This is a genomic window from Streptomyces sp. TAA040 (assembly GCF_000424845.1).
On sequence record NZ_AUKR01000005.1, the window covers coordinates 64,331 to 85,415 of the forward strand.

The following is a 21,085-nucleotide window of genomic DNA, read 5'->3' on the forward strand; positions in this document are numbered from 1 at the left end:
TGGGGTGCTCGTCCGATCGGAGCGGCTGATGAGAGGGAGCCGCCGGCGACCGGCAGGTTCGGGGGCGTATGCCGCCCCCGGGATCACTTCTGGAGCGAGGCCACCGAACGGCTCATCGCCGACTTCTTGTTGGCGGCGTTGTTGCGGTGCAGCACGCCCTTGCTGACGGCCTTGTCGAACTTGCGGCCGGCCACGCGCGCGGCGGTGGTGGCCTTCTCGGCGTCACCGGCGGCAACGGCCTCGCGTACGCGGCGGACCGCGGTCTTGAGCTCGGACTTGACCGCCTTGTTGCGCTGGCGGGACTTCTCGTTGGTCTTGATCCGCTTGAGCTGGGACTTGATGTTCGCCACGAAGGAGCCTTCTCAGGTTTCGGAAATGTGTGCAGTACCGCTGATCGGCCCGGTGGTCGGCTCGGCGAGCACCCGGGCGGGGGTCAGCAGGCACAGTCGCCCACGGTACCAGCAGGCCCCGGCCCCCTCCCAATCCGCTGACCGGCGCCGACCTACCGCCGTCCCCGGCATCCGCCACCCCGCCCGCCACCCTGACGGGGGCCGCCGGTCCCCGGCGGGCGCCGCCCCGCTCCGCGGCGGGGTGGCGCCCGTACGGGGAGCAGGTGGCGCGCTCATGGGACGATGGGGGTGACCCATCGATCCGCAGCCATGACCCCGACAGGACCCCGCGTGCCCGCGACCCCCTCGAACGTGCCGGAGCCGAGTCGTACCGACCCGGCGCTGATTCGCAATTTCTGCATCATCGCGCACATCGACCACGGCAAGTCCACACTCGCCGACCGGATGCTCCAGCTCACCGGAGTCGTCGAGCAGCGACAGATGCGCGCCCAGTACCTCGACCGCATGGACATCGAGCGTGAGCGCGGTATCACGATCAAGTCCCAGGCCGTGCGGATGCCGTGGTCGCCCACCGAGGGCGACAACTCCGGCGGTCCGCACATCCTGAACATGATCGACACCCCGGGCCACGTGGACTTCACCTACGAGGTCTCCCGTTCGCTCGCCGCATGCGAGGGCTGCGTCCTGCTGGTGGACGCAGCCCAGGGCATCGAGGCGCAGACCCTGGCGAACCTCTACCTGGCGATGGAGAACGAACTCACCATCATCCCGGTGCTCAACAAGATCGACCTGCCGGCGGCCCAGCCGGACAAGTTCGCCGCCGAGCTCGCCCACCTGATCGGCTGCGAGCCCCAGGAGGTGCTGCGGGTCTCGGCGAAGACCGGCGAGGGCGTGGGAGAGCTGCTGGACGAGGTGGTCAAGCTCGTCCCGGCACCGGTCGGGGTGGCCGACTCCCCCGCCCGCGCGATGATCTTCGACTCGGTCTACGACTCCTACCGCGGCGTGGTCACCTACGTGAAGGTCGTCGACGGACGGCTCGGCAAGCGCGAGCGGATCCGGATGATGTCCACCGGCGCCACCCACGAGCTACTGGAGATCGGCAGCAACTCACCGGAGATGAAGGCCGCGGAGGGCCTGGGGGTCGGCGAGGTCGGCTACCTGATCACCGGCGTGAAGGACGTCCGGCAGTCGAAGGTCGGCGACACCATCACCCAGCTCACCAGGGGTGCGACCGAGGCACTGCCCGGTTACAAGGAACCCAAGCCGATGGTGTTCTCCGGCATCTACCCGCTCGACGGGTCGGACTACCCGGAACTGCGGGACGCGCTGGACAAGCTCCAGCTCAACGACGCCGCGCTGGTCTACGAACCGGAGACCTCCGCGGCCCTCGGCTTCGGCTTCCGGGTCGGCTTCCTGGGTCTGCTGCACCTGGAGGTGATCAGGGAGCGCCTGGAGCGAGAGTTCGGGCTGGACCTGATCGCCACCGCACCCAACGTGGTCTACCGGGTGAACATGGAGGACGGCAGCGAGCACACCGTCACCAACCCGAGCGAGTTCCCCACGGGGAAGATCGCGGAGGTGCACGAGCCGATCGTGAAGGCGACGCTGCTGGCGCCGAGCGAGTTCGTCGGCGCCATCATGGAGCTGTGCCAGACCCGGCGCGGCAACCTCCAGGGCATGGACTACCTGTCCGAGGACCGAGTGGAGCTGCGCTACACCCTGCCGCTCGCCGAGATCGTCTTCGACTTCTTCGACGCACTGAAGTCCAAGACCCGCGGTTACGCCTCCCTGGACTACGAACCCACCGGCGAGCAGACGTCCGCGCTCGTCAAGGTGGACATCCTGCTGCACGGCGACAAGGTGGACGCGTTCTCCGCCATCGTGCACAAGGACAAGGCGTACGCCTACGGCGTGCGGATGGCGGGCAAGCTGCGCGACCTCATTCCGCGGCAGTTCTTCGAGGTGCCGATCCAGGCCGCGATCGGCTCCCGGGTGATCGCCCGGGAGACGGTACGGGCGCTGCGCAAGGACGTCCTCGCCAAGTGCTACGGCGGTGACATCTCCCGGAAGCGGAAGCTGCTGGAGAAGCAGAAGGAGGGCAAGAAGCGGATGAAGGTCGTGGGCCGGGTCGAGGTCCCGCAGGAAGCCTTCATCGCGGCGCTCTCCAGCGACGACAGCGGCGATGCGAAGGCGAAGAAGTAGCGCCGCGCTCGCGTCCTGCGGGACGCGTGCGGACGGCACCGCCCCTCCTGGGACGCACCCCGGACGGGGCGGACGTCCCCCCTCCGGGCCGCCCGCCCCGCGGCGGCGGCCCGTGCCGGCCCCGGGCAGATGCCCGTCCCCGGTGCGGGCGATTCCGGCTCCGGGGGCGTTTCCCGCCGCCGCGGGAGCTCGTTGGGGCCGGTGGCCGACAGGCCGCGAGGAACGGGCACACGAACGAGAGGAACGCTGCCGTGGCGTACGGAAGGACGGCGAGGGCGCTGGCCGGCTCGGTGCTGCTGCTGGGCGCCGGTGCGCAGGCCGCGCAGGCCGCGGAGACGACCGGCTCCACGGGCCCCGGCCCGGTGTGCGGGGCGGTCGACTCGCTGGGGGTGGGGGAGGACCGGGTCCACCTCGACCTGGGCGAGGACCAGCCGCGCTACGACTCCTGGGCGGACGATTCCGCCCAACAGGTCTGCGGCGGCGTCGACTCGGCGGTCCCGCTCCCCGCACCGCATGGCGCGGACACTCCGATTCCGCCGATCCTGGGCGGCCTCCCGCTGCGCTGAGTACGTGCGCCGGGGCCGGAGGCGGGTGAGAATGGCAGGCTCGCAGCCTCTTACATAGTGGAGCTGCGGCCTTTACTCTGATCACCGCTTGAAGAGTTACTCATCAGTCACCCCCCAGCAACGACGCGGGCCCCGGAGGATGTCGTGAGCGACACACAGTCCCTGATCGATAACCGGCCCCCCTCGGTGGCGACGCTTTTCCTGGAGCGCCTCGCAGCCACGCCGGAGGGTGAGGCGTACCGCTACCCGGTGCCCCCGGCCGACGGCCGGGGGCCGGACGAGTGGCGGGCCTACACCTGGGCGCAGGCGGCCGAGCGGGTCTTCGCGATCGCCGCCGGGCTGCAGGACCTGGGAGTGACGGCGGAGCAGCGCGTCGCGGTCGCCTCGAACACCCGGGTGGACTGGATCCTCGCCGACCTGGGCATCCTCTGCGCCGGAGCGGCCACGACCACCGTCTACCCCAGCACCAACCCCGAGGAGACGGCGTACATCCTCGCCGACTCCGACAGCCGGGTGCTGATCGCGGAGGACACCGGCCAGCTGGCGAAGGTGCGGGCGAGCCGCGCCGAGCTGCCGCACCTCGCCCACGTGGTGCTGATCGACGCGGACGGTGAGGGCCGCGAGGACCCGTCAGACCCGGACGGCTGGGTGCTCACGCTCGACGGGCTGATGGAACGCGGCAACGCCTACCTGGAGAAGCACCCGGACGCCGTCAGGGACACCGTGGCCTCGCTCCGGTCGGACCAGTTGGCCACCCTGATCTACACCTCGGGGACCACCGGCAAGCCGAAGGGCGTGCGGCTGGCGCACGACTGCTGGTCCTACATGGGCAAGGCCATCGCCCAGAGCGGGCTCGCCCGCCCGGACGACGTGCAGTACCTCTGGCTCCCGCTGGCGCACGTGTTCGGCAAGGTCCTCACCGCCGGCCAGATCGAGGTCGGGCACGTGACCGCGGTGGACGGCCGGATCGACAAGATCATCGAGAATCTGTCGGTCGTGCAGCCGACCTACATGGCCGCCGTTCCGCGGATCTTCGAGAAGGTGTACAACGGCGTGGCCGCCAAGGCACGGGCTGGCGGCGGCGCGAAGTACCGGATCTTCCAGTGGGCCGCCGGGGTGGCCAGGGAGTACGCCAAGGTCACCCAGGAGAACTTCCGCCGGACGGGCACCGCGAGCGCCCCGGCGGGCCTGAAGGCGAAGCACGCGGTCGCCGACAAGCTGGTGTACGCCAAGCTCCGCGAGGCCTTCGGCGGCCGGATGCGGGCCTGCGTCTCCGGTTCCGCGGCGCTCGCCCCGGACATCGGCTTCTTCTTCGCCGGTGCCGGCGTGCACATCCTGGAGGGCTACGGTCTGACCGAGTCGAGCGCGGCCAGCTTCGTCAACCCCGGCGAGGCCTACCGGACCGGCACGGCCGGGAAGCCGATGCCCGGCTGCGAGGTCCGGATCGCCGACGACGGCGAAATCCTGCTCCGCGGACCGGGGATCATGCAGGGCTATCACGGACTGCCGGAGAAGACCGCCGAGGTGCTCGAGTCGGACGGCTGGTTCCACACCGGCGACATCGGCGAGCTCTCCGACGACGGCTACCTGCGCATCACCGACCGCAAGAAAGACATCTTCAAGACCTCCGGTGGCAAGTACGTCGCCCCCGCAGAGATCGAGGGCCAGTTCAAGGCGATCTGCCCCTTCGTCTCGACCATCCTGGTGCACGGCGCGGACCGCAACTTCTGCACGGCGCTGATCGCGCTGGACGAGCCGGCGATCACGGGCTGGGCGGCCGAGCACGGGCTCTCCGGCCGCAGCTACACCGACGTGGTGTCCTCCGACGAGGTGCACGAGCTGGTCGGCGGCTACGTCGATCGGCTGAACCGGCAGGTGCAGCGCTGGCAGACCATCAAGCAGTACCGGGTGCTGCCCCGTGACCTCGACGTCGAGCACGGCGAGCTGACACCCAGCCTCAAACTCAAGCGGCCCGTCGTGGAGCGTGGGTTCGGCCACCTGCTCGACGACATGTACGCGGGCGCCCGGGAGAAGTGACCCCGCTGGCTGCGCGGGCGGCCGTCCGGTCGGACCAGCCGGGTACGGCTCCCGCGCAGTCGCCACCGGGCGGCGCGGAGAGCGTCGGCCCGGGAGATCGCGGGCCCGGAGGCCGGGACCCCGGGCGGCTCCGTGGAGAGGGGAGGTCAGGCGGGGTCCCGCTCCAGCCAGCCCTCGTACCCATCTGCCAGGCTGTCGAGCCCGGCCGGGTCGCAACGACCCTCCGGGTCCTCGACCACGACGAGCCACTGGGCGTCCTCGGCGTCGTCCTCGCCTGCCAGGGCGTCCCGGACGAGCCGCGTCTCCAGGGCCGTGCCGAACTCCCCGGCCAGGTCCTCAGCGACCTCCTCGGCGCTGTCCCTGTCGGGCAGCACCAGCACATGCCGTACCTCACTCACCCGGCTATTGTGCCGGACCCGGTGTGCAGCAGGCCGCAGCGGGGGCGGTAGGTGCGGGAATGCTGTCGGCGGGGCGTGAAATGCTGTCCGCGATGCCTCCGAAAGCCAAGAAGCCCCGCTCCGACGACCCGCTGGCCCCGCTCACCCTCGCGGTCGGCCAGGAGGACCTCCTCATCGACCGCGCGGTGCGTACGGTCATCGTTGCGGCCCGCGCCACCGACCCCGACACCGACGTCAGGGACCTCGCGCCGGGTGAGCTCCAGCCCGGCACCCTCGACGAGCTGACCAGCCCGTCGCTGTTCGCCGAGCGCAAGGTGGTCGTCGTCCGGCAGGCGCAGGACCTCGGCGCCGACAGCGTCAAGGACGTCAAGGCCTACCTCGCGTCCCCCGCCGAGGAGATCACCCTGATCCTGGTCCACGCCGGAGGTGCCAAGGGCAAGGGCCTGCTCGACGCCGCGCGAAAGGCCGGGGCCAGGGAGGTCACCTGCCCGAAGATGACCAAACCGGCCGACCGGTTGGCCTTCGTCGTCGGGGAGTTCCGCGCGCTCGGCCGCTCCGCCACCCCGGAGGCGTGCCAGGCACTGGTGGACTCCATCGGCAGCGACCTGCGGGAGCTGGCCTCGGCGTGCGCCCAGCTCACCGCCGACGTGGAGGGCACCATCGACGACACGGTGGTCGGCCGCTACTACACCGGGCGAGCCGAGGCGTCGAGCTTCGCCGTCGCCGACCGGGCGGTCGAGGGGCGGGCGGCGGCGGCACTGGAGACGCTCCGGTGGGCCCTGGCCACCGGGGTGGCCCCGGTGCTGGTGACGAGCGCGCTGGCCCAGGGAGTGCGGGCCATCGGCAAGCTCGCCTCGGCCCCGGGGGGACTGCGCCCCGGCGACCTGGCCCGGGAGCTGGGCATGCCGCCGTGGAAGATCGACCGGGTACGCCAGCAGATGCGGGGCTGGTCCGCGGACGGGGTCGCGGTGGCCCTGCGAGCCGTGGCCGAGGCCGACGCGGCCGTGAAGGGCGGCGGCTACGACCCCGCCTACGCGCTGGAGAAGGCCGTGGTCACCATCGCCCGCGCCGCCCGCTCGCGCTGAGCCGGAAGCGCCAAGGCGCCTCGCGCGGGCCCGCGGGACGAGCCCCGGGTCCGGTCACGCGCGGGGCTGCGCGAGTGCAGGGCAAGTCAGGCGGGGCAGGACACAGGCCGGGCGGGGTACGGCAGGCGCGCAGGGGGGCTCAGATGTCGCCCTCACCGCGCCTGGGCGGGCCGGAGTCCTCCGCCGGCTCGCGGAGCGCCTCCAGGGTGGTCCTGGTGTCCGAGGTCAGCGCCTCCTTCAGCTCCTCCGCCGAGAGCCGGTCCTCACTGCCCGCCGAGGAGAGATCGCTCCAGTCCATGCTGCTCTCCAGCCAGCCGTCCCGGACCGAGAGCATCGCCCACCGGACCGCGTCGTCGTCCCTGTCCCGGTCGGTGATCAGGAAGGCCTCGTCCCCGAGACCCTCGACCGCCTCGACCGCGTACGCGGACGTGTCGTCGGACCGTCCCTCGTAGCCGCGCATCCGGGCCGCGAACTCGCCCTCCGGGTCGGACCTCTTGTGCCACTGGGCCTGGAAGCTCACATAGGTGACCTCGTAGTCCTCGGCGTCGGGAGCCTTGAACCGGAGGCTGCAGTGACTGGAGTCGAGCGCGTGGTCCTCCGCGTGGTGGCCGTCCGGGTCGCGCTCCGGGTCGGGTGCGTAGTGCTCGGAGAGCGCGGACGTGTCCAGGGCCGCGCACAGGTCGCTGTGGAAGTGGTAGCCGGCGAGATCGGCCTCCGGCTCCCGGTCGCCGAACCCGCCCGACACGATCACGGCCGCGGCCCAGACCGCGGAGGCGAGGATGGCGCCGCTGAGACCCCATGCCCACCCCGGCAGCCGCCCGCGCGGCGGCCCCCCGGGACCGGCGGGCCCCGGGTACGGGCCGGCCTGCGGCACACCCTGCCCGGCGTACGGCGGCCCCGCCGCGCCGTACCCGGCGGTCGGCCGACCGTACGGGGCGGCGGCCCCGCCGTACGGCTGCGGGTGCGGGACGGGTCGGGCGTACGGATTGTGCTGCGGTTCCCCCGGTGCGGACATACAAGGAAGATACCGCCCGTGCTCCCGGCCGGGGCATCCCCCCGGAGCCGCCGGCGACGGCCCCTCCGGGCGCTCCGGCCGGCCCGGACGACCCGTAGGCCGCGGGCATCCCCGGTGACGGCCACCTCCCCTTCGGTGTCGGTGCGCAGGACGGTCGCCCCGGTCGCGCGCAGGGCGGCCACTGTCCGGGGCGAGGGGTGGCCGTAGGAGTTCCCGGCGCCGACGGAGATCAGGGCCACGTCCGGACTCAGCCTCTCCAGCAGTTCCGGGTGCTGGTATCCCGAACCGTGATGGGCGACCTTGAGGACGTCCACCGGCCCCAGCTCCGGGTGCCGAACCAGCAGAGCACGCTGCGCTCCCGGTTCGAGGTCGCCCGGGAGGAGGACCGAGATGCCTGCCACCCGCAGCAGCAGGGTCACGCTGGAGTCGTTGGAGGACTGGCCGGCGGTGTCCTCCGGCGGCCACAGCACCTGCCAGTCGAGCGCGGGACCCAGTCGGCGCCGCTCCCCCGGCACGGCGCGGAGCACGGGCACACCAGCCCCGTCGGCCACCCGGTCGACGAACGCGGCCTGCTCGGCCGGCTCGCGCACGGTCGTGGTCTGCACGGCACCGACGGACCGCCCGTCCAGCACTCCAGGCAGACCGGCGACATGATCGGCGTGGAAGTGGCTCAGCACGACGAGCGGCACCCGGTGGACGGCCAACCCGCGCAGGCAGCGGTCCATCGCGCCGGGGTCCGGGCCGGTGTCGACAACCAGGGCGGTGCCCTCGCCCGCGGCGACAACGAGGCCGTCCCCCTGTCCGACGTCGCAGGCCACCACTCGCCAGGCCGGCGGCGGCCAGCCGGTGATGACCCGCTCCACCGGCGCCGGGCGCAGCAGGATCACGACGAGCAGGAGCGCGCAGCCCAGGGCGGTCCACACGTGCCGGAGGGCATGGCGCAGGAGGCCCAGGACGGCCAGGGTACTCAGCGCGAGGAGTGCCGCGCCCGTCCAGCCGCCCGGCCAGTCGATCCGGGCTCCGGGGAGGTCCGCGCCCGTACGGGCGATGGCCGCGATCCACCCGGCGGGCCAGCCCGCGAGGCGGCTCAGCAGCACGGCCAGGGGCATCAGGAGGGGTGCAGTGACCAGAGCGGCCCATCCCAGCACGGTGGCAGGGGCGAAGGCCAGTTGCGCCAGCAGGTTGCACGGCACGGCGACCAGGCTGACCTGCATCGCGAACACGGCCACCACCGGCGCGCAGACGACCTGGGCGGCCCCGGCGGCGGCCAGTGCCTCCGCCGGGCGGCTCGGCATCCCGCGGCGCCGGAGCCCCCGGCTCCAGGCGGGTGCGAGGGTGAGCAGGGCGCCGGTCGCCAGCACCGAGAGCAGGAAACCGTACGACCTGGCCAGGGTGGGGTCGTGGAGGACGAGCAGCAGGGTCGCCGCGCTGAGCGCTGGCAGCAGGGAGCGGTGGCGCCCGGTGGCGAGGGCGAGCAGGGCGATGCCGCCGCAGACCGCGGCCCGCAGCACGCTCGGCCCGGGGCGGCACAGGACGACGAAGGCGAGCACCAGCGCGCCGCCGAGGACCGCGGTCGTGCGCAGCGGGACGCCGAGCCGGGCCGCGACGCCGCCGCGCTCGGCACGGGCCGCGGTACCGGGGCCCCCGATCAGGACGGCCAGCACGATGCCCAGGTGGGCCCCGCTGACGACGATCAGATGCGACATGTCCGTCGCTCGCACTGCCTCCTCCAGTTGCGGCGTGAGGCGGGAGGTGTCGCCCACCACCAGGGCCGGGAGCAGCGCCCTGGCGTCCGGGGGCAGACCGTCGGTGGCCGTCCGCAGGTCCGCCCGGAGCCGGCCAGCCAGCCGCTGGGCCGGCCCGGCGCCGGCGACGAGCTGTGGCGGCTCCCCACCGCGCACCCGCAGGACCGCGGACAACCCACTGCCCCGGCCGCCCAGGGGCGGCTGAACCTCGGCGTCGGGCAGCATCAACCGGGTGGACGGCAGCAGCCGCAACCAGTCCCCCGGCTCCTCGGCGGCCACCAGCACCAGGACCGGGCTGCTCACCTCGGCAGCGCCACCGCCGGGGCGCCGGACGGACTCGGCCGTCGCGCGGAACATCAGCAGGGGTGGAGCGCCGGGCCGTGCGGCCAGGCGCTCCGGGTCGTCGGCCACCTCGACTGCCACGGCGGCGCTGCCATGCTCCTCGGCGAGTCCGGGCAGCGGCCCGCTGTTGACCGAAGCGGTGTGCAGCGCCGCCGCGACGGCGGCCGCCGTCGCACAGAGCAGGGCCAGGACGGCCGTACTCCGCAAGGTCCGGCCGGGGCCGCGGCCCGCGCGCCCGGCCAGAAGCAGCAGCGAGGCGAGCAGGAGGCAGAGCAGCACCGCCACCGCCACCTGACGGCCGGTGGCCGAGGGAGCCAGGGCCGCGGCACCCCAGGCGCAGACCGCCGGAGGTACCAGCCGCAGATCAGGCGGTGCCTCCTGCCGGGGATGCGAGGCTCCCAGCCGGTGGCCGGAAGAGGTGTGCACCTCGGCTCGGGCGCAGTTCACGGCCCCACCCGTTGCTCCAGATCGGCGAAGCGCCGCTCCCCGATGCCGCGGACCTCGCGCAACTGCTCGACCGAGGTGAAACCTCCGTGGCGGGTGCGGTGGTCGATGATCTGCTGAGCGAGCACCGGACCGATGCCCGGCAGGGACTGGAACTCCTCGGCAGTGGCCGAGTTCAGCGCCACCCGCCCGGCGGGGGCCGGGGGCGCTGCTCCCCCGACGGCGGCCGAGCCGGCCGCAGCCGGCGCGGTGGGCCCGGTCGCCTCCGCGCCCACCCTGATCTGCTCTCCGTCGGCGACGAGCCGGGCCCGGTTCAGCCCTGCCGTCTCGGCGTCCGGGAGCGGACCGCCGGCCGCCTCCAGGGCGTCCCCGACCCGGGAGCCGGCCGGGATCCGGTGCAGCCCCGGCTCGCGGACCTCACCCGTCACATCCACCACCAGGGCGGTGGCCGACTCGGTGGAGCCGCCGGTCTGCGGCGGACCCGGTGTGCGGGACCCGGGCAGGTCGCCGGAGGGCGGCTGCCGGTGGGCGACCGCGGACGGGACCGGAACGGGCTGCGGCCGGGTGCTCCAGAAGTGGTGCACCGCCAGTCCCACGGCGAGGAGCAGCACGACCGCCACGGCGGCCAGCGACCCCGGGGCGACCCCGCAACGGGTCTGGAGCCACAGGGGCACCCGGTCCCGCCAGAGCCCGAGGAACCGCTCCCGCCCGCGGCTCACCACCCCTCCGGACGCCGGCCGATCGGGCGCGGGCGGTGCTGCGGGGACTCCGTCTCCGGGGGCTCCCTCCCCGGCTGACGCCGGCGTGTCCGTCCCGCCCTCTCCCGGGCGCGGGCCGGGGTCGGGAGAGGGCGGGACCAGCGGTGCGAGCTGGGCGGACGGCAGGGCCGGAGACGGTGGTTCGGGGGCCGGAGCGGAGGTGCCGCCGGCCCCGGCCGCACCTGGGGCCGTCCGCGCGGTGGACGGCTCGGGGCGCCGCGGAGAGGGCTCCGGCGCGGCGGCCGAGGGCGGCAGGAGGACGGCCGACAGCGACGCGGGGGCGGGCGGAGGCGGCACGAGGACGGGTGGGGACGGCGCGAGGCCCGGAACACCCGGGACCGCCGGGGGCAGCGGCCCGTGCGAGGCGGCCGGAGCGCGTCTCCGCGCTTCGGCGCGGCTGCGCCGCACCGCGTCCCGGGCCACGGCGAGGGCCTCGGCTCGGGTCATCGGCCGCGGCCGCCCTGCCGGGCCGGGGCGCCCCGGTGGCCGTGTCGTGTCCCCGCATCGGGGGACGGGCCGCCGGCGGAGACCCGGGGCGGTGGAGCGGCCCGCACCGCGCGGCGGGCCCTCGGGGGCGGAAGCGGGCGGCGCGGGTGCTCCCGGCCAGTCGAGCGTCAGCTGCCGGCTTCCGGGCGGGACGAGGGGGCGCGCGACCGCCCCCGCTCCGCCGGCGGTGGAGCCCGCTCCCCCGGCCGCGCCCGCCGCCCGGCCTCCCGGCGGCGAGCCGGCGGGAGGCTCCGGGGCCCGGTCCGGGGGCGTGGCCCGGTCGGGGAAGAGCGCCTCGGCCCGCTCCGCCAGTGGCCCCGAAACCGCCGGAACCGCGGCCCGCGGCACCGGAGCAGGCGACAGGGAGTCCGACGGCGCCGGGCGCCGGACGGCACCCGACCGGTGCACCGGCGTGCGACGGTGCTCCGAACGACGGGACGGGCCCCGGGAATCGGTACGCGTGCGAGGAGTCATGGGCCGACGGTAGAAAGCCCGCCCGCTCCATGGTGATCATGGCGGACTTCTGTGGACGACCAGACGTCCGTGGACAACCTCGCCACTCGTTGCGGTGAACAGCCCGCGCCGCATCGCCCCCACCGGCCACCACACCACCCCGGCCACCGCGTCACCACAGACCGCGGACCGCGGCCCCCCACCACCGGCTGCCGCCGCCGGCAGTCGAGCCGCCCGTCAGCGCGGCGAGACGACGACCGCCAGCAGGCCCGGACCGGTGTGTGCGCCGATCACCGCGCCGACCTCCCCGGCGTGCAGGTCCACCAGTCCGCCGATCCGGCCGCGCAGCCGGTCGGCCAGCTGCTCGGCCCGTTCCGGGGCGGCCAGGTGGTGCACGGCGACATCGACGGACGCCTCTCCGGCGCGGACCACCGCGAGTTCCTCGAGCCGGGCGATGGCACGGCCCGCGGTGCGGACCTTCTCCAGCATGCCGATGCGGCCGTCGGCCAGTTCCAGCAGCGGCTTGACGGCGAGTGCCGAGCCGAGCAGCGCCTGGGCCGCGCCTATCCGCCCGCCTCGGCGCAGGTAGTCCAACGTGTCCACGTAGAAGAACGCGGAAGTGCCGGCCGCCCGCTTCTCGGCCACCGCCACCGCCTCGGCGGCCGAGCCCCCTGCCGCGGCGGCCTCGGCCGCCGCGAGCGCGCAGAAGCCCAGCGCCATGGCGACCATCCCGGTGTCCACCACGTGCACGGGCAGGGGGGCTTCGCGGGCGGCGATGCGGGCGGCGTCGCAGGTGCCGGAGAACTCCGCGGACAGATGAAGGGAGACGACGGCCTCCGCCCCCGAGGCCGCGGCGTCCCGGTAGGCCGCGAGGAAGGTTTCGGGGCTGGGCCGCGAGGTGGTCACCGGATGGTGCCTGCGCAGTGCTTCGGCGAGTGACCCGGCGGAGATGCCGGCGCCCTCCTCGTGGGCCCGCCCGGCGACCACGACCGTCAGCGGGACCGCCGTCATGCGGTGCTCCCGGACCGTCGCCGGTGGCAGATACGCCGTGGAGTCGGTGACGATGGCGACATGACGGGGCATGCTGGGGAGATTACTTCGTCCGCACGCCCCACGGTATCGGGGCCTGGCTCCCCGCGGTATCGGGGCCCTGCCTCCCGGCCGCCGGGGCCCTGCCTCCCGGAAGCCGGGTCCGCGCCCCGCCGCGCCCCTCAGGGCGTGCTGCCGGGCGTCCCCTCGGTGCGCGGCTGCCCCAGCGACTTCGGCGGCGGTGCGCCCTCGCCCAGCTCCGCGCCGGAGTCCGTGTCCGGCGGGGTCCAGTGCCGGAGCGCGCCCGACTCGATCGCGATCTGCTCCCGGAGCGAGTCCAGACCGTCCGCGTCGTACCGTCGGGCGCGGTCCTGGGCCGCGTGCCGCAGCGAGTCGGCGGACTGCTTGATGGCGGCCATCTGCGCCCTGGCCTCCGGGAGCCGGGTGGCGATCCGGGCCCTGTCGGGCTCGTGTGTCATCAGTGCGCCCAGTTCGCGGTCGAGCTCCCTGGCGTGGTCGTGCAACCGGTCGAGCAGACCGAGGGCCTCGGCCAGGGAGGAGTCCCGCACCGCGGCGGACTCCAGCTCACGCCGGGCGCTGTCCAGGGAGGAGCGCAGTTCCAGCCTGGTGCGGGCGAGTTGGCCGACCGGACCCGGCTGGGCCGCCTTCACCTTGAGCACCGTGTCGTCGATGCCCCGACGGGCCTCCACTCCGGCCTGCTCCACCTTCCGGCCGACGGCGCGTGCCGCCTTGACCGTCGCGACCACGCCGAGGGTGAGCAGCACGACGAACACGCTCACCAGCAGTACCGCGATCTCCATCCCCCGGGCCTCCGTCCGTCCAGACTGTGCCTCCCAGGGTAGAGGGAAGCCGGGCCGTCCGGGGGCGCCCGGAGTACCGGATCGCCCCCGGACGCCCCGTAGGGGTTCCCCGCCCGGGGGCTCAGGCGGGCACGATGTTGACGAGCTTCGGTGCCCGGACGATCACCTTGCGCGGCTCGGTTCCGCCGAGCGCGGCGGTCACCGCCGGGTCGGCCAGGGCCAGCTTCTCCAGCTCGGCATCCGAGATCGACGGCGCGACCTCCAGCCGGGCCTTGACCTTGCCCTTGATCTGCACCACGCAGACCACCTGCTCGTCGACGACGTACCGGGGGTCGGCCAGGGGGAAGTCCTCGTACACCACGGAGTCCGGGTGACCCAGGGTGTGCCACAGCTCCTCGGCGATGTGCGGGGCCAGCGGGGCGACCAGCAGCACGAGCTGCTCCGCCACCTGCCTGGGCACGGCGGCCAGCTTGGTGACGTGGTTGTTCAGCTCGGTGATCTTGGCGATGGCGGTGTTGAACCGCAGTCCCGCCATGTCCTGTCGGACGCCGTCGATCGTCTTGTGCAGGGCGCGGAGGGTAGCCTCCTCCGGTGCGCGGTCCACGACGGTGACCGCGCCCGTCGACTCGTCCACGACGTTCCGCCACAGGCGCTGGAGCAGCCGGTACTGGCCGACGACCGCGCGGGTGTCCCACGGGCGGGAGACGTCCAGCGGGCCCATCGCCATTTCGTAGAGCCGCAGGGTGTCCGCGCCGTACTGGCCGCAGATCTCGTCCGGAGTGACCGCGTTCTTCAGCGACTTGCCCATCTTGCCCAGCTCGCGCCTGACCTTCTCGCCCTGGAAGAACCAGCCGCCGTCGCGCTCCTCGACCTCGGCCGCCGGTACCGGGAAGCCGCGGGCGTCGCGGTAGACGTAGGCCTGGATCATGCCCTGGTTGTAGAGCCGGTGGAACGGCTCCGCCGAGGAGACGTGCCCCAGGTCGTGCAGCACCTTGGACCAGAACCTGGCGTACAGCAGGTGCAGCACGGCGTGCTCGGCACCTCCGACGTACAGGTCGACACCGCCGTGCGGCACTCCCTCGCGCGGGCTCATCCAGTAGCGCTCGATCTCCGGGTCGACGAGCTGCTCGGTGTTGTGCGGGTCCAGGTAGCGCAGTTCGTACCAGCATGACCCCGCCCAGTTGGGCATGGTGTTGGTCTCCCGGCGGTACTTCTTCGGCCCGTCGCCCAGGTCAAGGGTGACGTGCACCCAGTCGGCGTTCCGCGACAGCGGCGTCTCGGGCACGGTGTCGGCGTCGTCCGGGTCGAAGGTGCGCGGCGAGTAGTCCTCCACCTCGGGGAGTTCCAGCGGCAGCATCGACTCGGGCAGCGGGTGCGCGATGCCCTCCTCGTCGTAGACGATCGGGAAGGGCTCGCCCCAGTACCGCTGCCGGCTGAACAGCCAGTCCCGCAGGCGGAAGTTGACGGTGCCGGCGCCGATCCCGCGGTCCTCCAGGAAGCGGGTCATCCGCGCCTTGGCCTCGGTGACCGGCAGACCGTCCAGCGAGACGGCCTCACTGGTGGAACCGGTGATCCGCGCGTCGTGGGAGTCGAAGGAGGACTCCCACAGCGCCGGGTCGGTCCCCCGCTCGTCCGAGGGGGTGACGACGCAGCGCATCGGCAGCCCGAAGGCGCGCGCGAAGGCGAAGTCCCGGCTGTCGTGGGCGGGGACGGCCATGATGGCGCCGGTGCCGTAGCCCATCAGCACGTAGTCGGCGACGAAGACCGGCACCTGCTCGCCACTGGCGGGATTGGTGGCGTGGGCTCCGGTGAAGACACCCGTCTTGTCCTTGGCCTCGGCCTGCCGCTCCAGTTCGGACCTGCCCGCGGCCTGGGTCCGGTAGGCCGCCACCGCGGCCTGCGGGGTGGGGTGCCCTCCGGTCCAGGCCTCGGGAGTCCCGGACGGCCAGGCCTCGGGCACCAGGGTGCCCAGCAGCGGGTGCTCCGGGGCCAGCACCATGTAGGTGGCACCGAACAGCGTGTCCTGGCGCGTGGTGAAGACGGTGATCCGCTCGTCCCGGCCGTCCTCTCGGGCGGTGGCGACCGGGAAGTCCACCCGGGCGCCCTCCGAGCGGCCGATCCAGTTGCGCTGCTGGAGCTTGATCGCCTCCGGCCAGTCCAGTCCGTCCAGGTCGCCCAGCAGCCGCTCCGCGTAGGCGGTGATGCGCATGTTCCACTGCCGCAGTTTCGCCTTGAAGACGGGGAAATTGCCGCGCTCGGAACGGCCCTCGGCGGTGACCTCCTCGTTGGCCAGCACGGTGCCCAGGCCCGGGCACCAGTTGACCGGCGCGTCGGAGGCGTAGGCGAGGCGGTATTCGCCCAACAGGTCGGCGCGGCCGGCGGCGGTCAGTTCGGCCCAGGGGGCGCGCCCCTCCGGCGTCGGCCGCCCACCCGTCTCGAACTGCTGGACCAGCTCGGCCACCGGGCGCGCCCGGTCGGCCTCCTCGTCGTACCAGGAGTTGAAGACTTGCAGGAAGATCCACTGCGTCCACTTGTAGTAGTCCGGGTCGATGGTGGCGAACGCCCGCCGGTCGTCGTGCCCCAGACCCAGTCGGCGGAGCTGCGACCGCATGGTGACGATGTTCGCCTCGGTGGACGTCCTGGGGTGGGTGCCGGTCTGCACCGCGTACTGCTCGGCGGGCAGGCCGAAGGCGTCGAAGCCCAGGGTGTGCAGGACGTTGTGGCCGGTCATCCGCAGGAAGCGCGCCGAGACGTCGGTGGCGATGTAGCCCAGGGGGTGGCCGACGTGCAGACCCGCACCGGAGGGGTACGGGAACATGTCCATGATGAATTTCTTCGGCCGGTCGGCACGTCCGGAGTCGTCCGCCAGTTCTCCGACCGGGTTGGGAGCGCGATAGGTGCCCCGCTGCTCCCAGAAGTCCTGCCAGCGTGTCTCGATGTCGGCAGCCATCGCTGCCGTGTAGCGATGCGGAGCAGCATTCGCCGCGGCGGTCGTGGTCTCGCTCATGTCCTCAAAGCTCCATCGGTCGTCTCTGCCCTCGGAAACGAAAAAACCCCTCGCACAGGAGGGGACGCCGCGCCGCTTCCGGCCCCCGTGGCGGGGCCGGGTCCGATCAGCGCGGCTCGCCGAGCAGAAGGCGTACAGCACGCATGCCGCTCAGGTTACCGCAACGGCGGCGCGGGCCGGACGGGACCGGGGAGAGCAGCGCTCCGGGCGACGAAAACGGGCCGGGGCGGCCGGGGACAGCAGAAGGCGGACCATCCGTGGATGATCCGCCTTCTGCTGTCACGACGAGGAAAGTGGAGCTAAGGAGAATCGAACTCCTGACCTCTTGCATGCCATGCAAGCGCTCTACCAACTGAGCTATAGCCCCGAGGTGGCCCTCCGCAGGGGCTTCCCCGCGGCAGCGAGCCTCACTGTACACAAACCACGACCGCGGTTGCACATCCGAGGCGCCGCCCCTGACACGGCGCCACTTCGGCGCCCCGCCCCGGCGCGGCCGCATCCGAGACGTCAGGCCGTCACGAAGGAGTAGAAGCGCTTCAACGTGCAGTGCTCCTCCAGCAACCGGCCGTAGATCGGCTCCCCCTCCAACTCCCGGTAGGTCTCGATCGGATCGCCTTTTATGATCAGCGCCCGTGCGCAGTCGACACACCAGTACTGATAGTCGGCGTTCACCGGCTCCATGTCACGAACGATCGGGGTTCCGCTCCCGCACCAGTCGCACTTCCTGCTGTGTGCACCCATCAGTCCGTATCAGCTCCAGCTATGGCCGCAGGCCGTGCACACGTTGCTCATCCTTCCGTTGCCCCCGGCACCCGGGCGGCATACGCGGACCGACAGGCGGGGCCTGGAAGTGCGGCCGGGACCCGGGGGCCGCCGGCAGCGCCGGCGTTCGGTCCTCCCCCGTGGGTACGCGCAGGCACCGCGACGTCCCTCCCCTTCGGCCCCTTCCCCCTTCTTCGGCTCCCGGCATTCCGGTGACCCGATTCTGCCACGATCCCGCCGCAGGCAGGAGACCGATCGGCGACGCAAAAAATCCCGCCCCACGAGGGGGCGGGATCACGGTGCGCGGTGGCGCGGTGTGGAGCTAAGGAGAATCGAACTCCTGACCTCTTGCATGCCATGCAAGCGCTCTACCAACTGAGCTATAGCCCCGTGCTCCCGAAACCCCGGGCCGGTACCCCGCGCATCGCGAACGAGTGGAACTCTACCCGGCGACCTGGCCGGATGTGAAATCCACCGGCCCGCGACCGCCCGCTCCGGGGGGCGTGACCCGCACGGCCCGGGGCGCCGGACGGCGGACCCGGCTCAGGTGTCGTCGCCGAGCACCGGCTCCGGGAGCGTGCCGGCGTTGTGCTCCAGCAGCCGCCAGCCCCTGGCGCCCTCCCCCAGCACCGACCAGCAGCAGTTGGACAACCCGCCCAGCGCCTCCCAGGCGCCGGAGTCGAGACCCAGCAGCCGCCCGATCGTCGTACGGATCGTGCCGCCGTGGCTGACCACCACCAGGGTGCCGCCGTCGGGAAGCTTGTCCGCCGCCCCCTCGACGACCGGCGCCGCGCGGTCGGCGACCTCTGTCTCCAGCTCGCCACCGCCCCTGCGCACGGCCTCGCCGCGCTTCCAGGCGGCGTACTGCTCGCCGTGCGCGGCCAGGATCTCCTCGTGGGTCAGCCCCTGCCAGGCACCGGCGTAGGTCTCGCGGAGCGCCTCGTAGTGCTCCACTTCCAGTCCGGTGACCGCCGCGAGCTCAGCGGCCGTGGCGCGGGTGCGCTGCAGGTCCGAGGCGACGACGGCGTCGGGCCTGAGCCCGGCGAGCAGCCGGGCGGCCCGACGCGCCTGGTTGAGGCCCTCCGCGGTGAGCGGGATGTCCGTCGACCCCTGGAAGCGGCGCTCCAGGTTCCAGGCGGTCTGGCCGTGCCGCCACAGCACGACCCGGCGGCCGCGGCTCATGGCTGCTCCCCCTCACCGGCCTCGTCGGCGGCTTCCGCGGTACGGCCGCGGGTCGCCTTCGCGTCCTCGGGCAGCTCCAGCTCGGGGCAGTCCTTCCACAGCCGCTCCAGGGCGTAGAAGAGGCGCTCCTCGGTGTGCTGGACGTGCACCACGATGTCGATGTAGTCCAACAGCACCCAGCGGCCGTCGCGTTCGCCCTCACGGCGGACCGGCTTGGCGCCGAGCTCCTTCTGCAGGTGTTCCTCGATCCCGTCGACGACGGCCTTGACCTGGCGATCGTTGGGCGCCGAGGCCAGCAGGAAGGCGTCGGTGATGGCGAGGACGTCGCTCACGTCGTAGGCGACGATGTCGTGCGCGAGCTTGTCGGCGGCCGCCTGGGCGGCGGCGGTGATCAGCTCGGTGGAGCGGTCGGTGACGGTCACAGGTGAGGCTTTCGGTAGTCGGTCGGGTACCCGGCCAGGATCTCATGCGCGGGCGGCGGGCCCGTCAGCCCTCGTGGTCCGCGCCCAGCACCACGGTGACGTCGGCGTTCGCCGCGCCCTCGCCCTTCTCCACGCTCTCCTCCGGCAGGCCGAGCGTCTTGGCGACCTCCACCGCCTGCTCCGCGTCCGCCTCGTCGCCGTAGGTCACCGTGCTGGTCTCCGCGGTGCTGTCCGCGGCTGCCGCCTGCACCACCGTGTAGCCGCCGTTCACCAGTGCGGCACGCACCGTGCCGGACACGTCGGCGTCGCCGGTGGCGTTCCGCACACTCACCCGCACCGCGGCGTCCGGGTCGGAGTTGGTCACGGTGCTGCCGAGGACCTGCTTGACCAGCCCCTCGGAGGTCTTGCCGCTGAGGGTGCCGTTCGCCTCCACCGGGAGCAGCTCGGTGGTGTGGTCGCCGTTCTTGGCGTGCTCGGCGAGCAGCGCGAGCGCCGCGCCCAACTGCGCGTCGGAGAGCGAGGGGTCGGGGATCTGGCCGAGCGACTCCACTGTGCTGGTGGCCGCCGCCGTGTCGCTGGAGAGCTTCTTGAGCACCGCTCCCACGACCTGCCCGAATCGGGCGAGCTGCGCGGTCTGCTCCTCCTCGCCCTCCCGGTGCACCGCATACGCGACGGCCGCGGGTCCGTCCAGATCGCGGTCCGCGCCCTCGCGCACGAGCGGGTCCGCGTCCTTCTTCTCGGCCGGCACGGTCGCGTCGGCGTCGAGGGTGATCCCGCCGACCGACTCGACCAGGTTCTCCAGGTACGGGGTGTCCAGCCGCCAGGTACCCGTGATCTGCGAACCGAGCAGGGTGTCCAGGGCGTTGCGGGTGGCGCCGGCCCCGTCGGCCGAGAAGGCCTTTCCCAGGGTGGTGGTGACGCCGTCCCCGGTGGAGATCGCGAGCGAGTTGGGCAGGAGCACGGTGGTCCCCTCCCCCGCCTTCTCGTTGTTCACCAGCAGCGCGGTGGTGATGTCCCCGGAGTCGATGTCCCGGAGGTGGACGACGATGACGTCCCGCTTCTCGGCGGTTCCGGCACCGGTGGCCGAGCTGTCCCCGGGGGCGAAGCCGGGGATCATGCCCGCCCACCAGAGGTAGCCCACCCCTCCGGCGAGGGCGAGGACCAGGACCGCGACGAGCGCGACCACACGGTTCCGGCCGCGCCGCTTGGCCTCCTCGCGCCGCTCGGTGCGGCTCTCGGAGAACTTCAGCCAGTCGATGACGTCCTCGGACTCCTCGTCCTCCTCCTCGATGAAGGAGAACTCCTCGGTCCGGTACTCCTCACCGGCCGCGCTGCTCCGCGCCGCGGCTTCGCCCCCGCGCGGAGCAGCGCCCTCCGGCGCCGGCCGCCGGGTCTGCCCGGGCACCTCGGTGGAGGGGGCCGACGCCCCGGGCGGCTGCGCCGGATCGCGCTCGTACGCGGCGTACTGGCCCTGCTGCGGCACCCACTGCGGGGCTGCCTGCTGCGCCGTCTGCTGCGCGGACCGGTCGGCGGCGTACGGCGCCGAGGCCGCGCCGTAGCCGGCCGGGTCCGTCCCGGCCTGCGGGAGGTGGCCGCCGTACGTGTCCTGCGGCGGGTACTGCCCCTGCTGCGGGTAGCCGTCGGTGGGGCCGTAGCCGCCCTGCGGGACGCCGGAACCGGCGTACGAGTCGCCGGGCGTCCCGTACGCGTAGGGATCCCCGGCGGGGGGCGGCGCGCCTGCGGCTCCCTGGCCGTACTGCTGGTACGGGTCGCCCTGCCGGCCGTACGCCTCGTCGTAGCCGTATCCGCGGCCGTACTCCTGGCCGCCGCCCGCGAGGCCCTGCAGCGGGGCCTGCCCGGCGTACGGGTCGTAGCCGGCGTACGGGTCGTAGCCGGCGTACGGGTCGTGGTAGACCGGCCGCCCGTACTCGTCGTAGCCGTAGAACCGCTGCTCCCCGTACGGGTCCTGTGGATCGTTCAC

Annotated in this window: 16 protein-coding genes and 2 tRNA genes; 4 read left to right on the forward strand and 14 right to left on the reverse strand. The window is 73.3% G+C overall.

Features of this window, described 5'->3' with window-relative positions; all coding sequences use genetic code 11:
• Positions 1 to 83: 83 nt before the first annotated feature.
• Positions 84 to 350, reverse strand: a complete 267-nt coding sequence (gene rpsT / locus H300_RS0104245) for a 30S ribosomal protein S20 (RefSeq protein ID WP_028426446.1) — start codon at positions 348 to 350, stop codon at positions 84 to 86.
• 330 nt (positions 351 to 680) lie between these two features.
• Here rpsT and lepA point away from each other — a divergent pair, with 330 nt between their 5' ends.
• The 3 genes from lepA to H300_RS0104260 all read left to right on the forward strand — a co-directional run bounded on the left by lepA (position 681) and on the right by H300_RS0104260 (position 5,155).
• Positions 681 to 2,552 carry a translation elongation factor 4 gene (lepA, locus tag H300_RS0104250; protein WP_028426447.1) on the forward strand — a complete coding sequence of 624 codons (1,872 nt, stop codon included), beginning with the start codon at positions 681 to 683 and terminating at the stop codon, positions 2,550 to 2,552.
• 251 nt (positions 2,553 to 2,803) lie between these two features.
• Positions 2,804 to 3,118, forward strand: a complete 315-nt coding sequence (locus H300_RS0104255) for a hypothetical protein (protein ID WP_028426448.1) — start codon at positions 2,804 to 2,806, stop codon at positions 3,116 to 3,118.
• A 144-nt stretch (positions 3,119 to 3,262) separates the two neighbouring features.
• Positions 3,263 to 5,155 carry an AMP-dependent synthetase/ligase gene (locus H300_RS0104260; protein ID WP_028426449.1) on the forward strand — a complete coding sequence of 631 codons (1,893 nt, stop codon included), beginning with the start codon at positions 3,263 to 3,265 and terminating at the stop codon, positions 5,153 to 5,155.
• 146 nt (positions 5,156 to 5,301) lie between these two features.
• Here H300_RS0104260 and H300_RS0104265 read toward each other — a convergent pair whose 3' ends face one another.
• The gene (locus H300_RS0104265) at positions 5,302 to 5,553 is read right to left on the reverse strand and encodes a hypothetical protein (RefSeq protein ID WP_028426450.1); all 252 of its coding nucleotides are present in this window, start codon (positions 5,551 to 5,553) and stop codon (positions 5,302 to 5,304) included.
• A gap of 92 nt (positions 5,554 to 5,645) precedes the next feature.
• On the opposite strand from H300_RS0104265, the gene holA reads away from it, so the two are divergent.
• Positions 5,646 to 6,638, forward strand: a complete 993-nt coding sequence (gene holA, locus H300_RS0104270) for a DNA polymerase III subunit delta (protein ID WP_486583547.1) — start codon at positions 5,646 to 5,648, stop codon at positions 6,636 to 6,638.
• A 139-nt stretch (positions 6,639 to 6,777) separates the two neighbouring features.
• On the opposite strand, the gene H300_RS31380 is transcribed toward holA, so the two are convergent.
• The 12 genes from H300_RS31380 to H300_RS0104330 all read right to left on the reverse strand — a co-directional run bounded on the left by H300_RS31380 (position 6,778) and on the right by H300_RS0104330 (position 21,085).
• A complete protein-coding gene (locus H300_RS31380) occupies positions 6,778 to 7,389 on the reverse strand; it encodes a hypothetical protein (protein WP_158678315.1) in 612 nt (203 codons plus the stop codon).
• Entirely contained in the window at positions 7,386 to 10,187 is a 2,802-nt protein-coding gene (locus H300_RS24870; protein WP_486583548.1) for a ComEC/Rec2 family competence protein, read from the reverse strand. The genes H300_RS31380 and H300_RS24870 overlap by 4 nt, the downstream gene beginning before the upstream one ends.
• Positions 10,184 to 10,903 carry a ComEA family DNA-binding protein gene (locus H300_RS31385; protein WP_158678316.1) on the reverse strand — a complete coding sequence of 240 codons (720 nt, stop codon included), beginning with the start codon at positions 10,901 to 10,903 and terminating at the stop codon, positions 10,184 to 10,186. The genes H300_RS24870 and H300_RS31385 overlap by 4 nt, the downstream gene beginning before the upstream one ends.
• Positions 10,904 to 12,118: 1,215 nt before the next feature.
• Positions 12,119 to 12,964, reverse strand: coding sequence for a DegV family protein (locus tag H300_RS0104290; protein ID WP_028426453.1), 846 nt, complete (start codon positions 12,962 to 12,964; stop codon positions 12,119 to 12,121).
• Positions 12,965 to 13,092: 128 nt separating this feature from the next.
• Positions 13,093 to 13,731 carry a hypothetical protein gene (locus H300_RS24875; RefSeq protein ID WP_199779128.1) on the reverse strand — a complete coding sequence of 213 codons (639 nt, stop codon included), beginning with the start codon at positions 13,729 to 13,731 and terminating at the stop codon, positions 13,093 to 13,095.
• A gap of 121 nt (positions 13,732 to 13,852) precedes the next feature.
• Positions 13,853 to 16,738, reverse strand: a complete 2,886-nt coding sequence (gene leuS, locus H300_RS0104300) for a leucine--tRNA ligase (protein WP_028426454.1) — start codon at positions 16,736 to 16,738, stop codon at positions 13,853 to 13,855.
• A 294-nt stretch (positions 16,739 to 17,032) separates the two neighbouring features.
• Positions 17,033 to 17,105: transfer RNA gene (locus H300_RS0104305), tRNA-Ala, on the reverse strand.
• A 140-nt stretch (positions 17,106 to 17,245) separates the two neighbouring features.
• Entirely contained in the window at positions 17,246 to 17,479 is a 234-nt protein-coding gene (locus tag H300_RS0104310; protein WP_028426455.1) for a hypothetical protein, read from the reverse strand.
• Between the two features lie 338 nt (positions 17,480 to 17,817).
• Positions 17,818 to 17,890: transfer RNA gene (locus tag H300_RS0104315), tRNA-Ala, on the reverse strand.
• 153 nt (positions 17,891 to 18,043) lie between these two features.
• The gene (locus H300_RS0104320; RefSeq protein WP_028426456.1) at positions 18,044 to 18,682 is read right to left on the reverse strand and encodes a histidine phosphatase family protein; all 639 of its coding nucleotides are present in this window, start codon (positions 18,680 to 18,682) and stop codon (positions 18,044 to 18,046) included.
• Positions 18,679 to 19,104 carry a ribosome silencing factor gene (gene rsfS, locus H300_RS0104325; protein ID WP_028426457.1) on the reverse strand — a complete coding sequence of 142 codons (426 nt, stop codon included), beginning with the start codon at positions 19,102 to 19,104 and terminating at the stop codon, positions 18,679 to 18,681. Before rsfS ends, H300_RS0104320 begins: the two co-directional genes overlap by 4 nt.
• A 64-nt stretch (positions 19,105 to 19,168) precedes the next feature.
• Positions 19,169 to 21,085 carry an LCP family protein gene (locus H300_RS0104330; protein WP_028426458.1) on the reverse strand — a complete coding sequence of 639 codons (1,917 nt, stop codon included), beginning with the start codon at positions 21,083 to 21,085 and terminating at the stop codon, positions 19,169 to 19,171.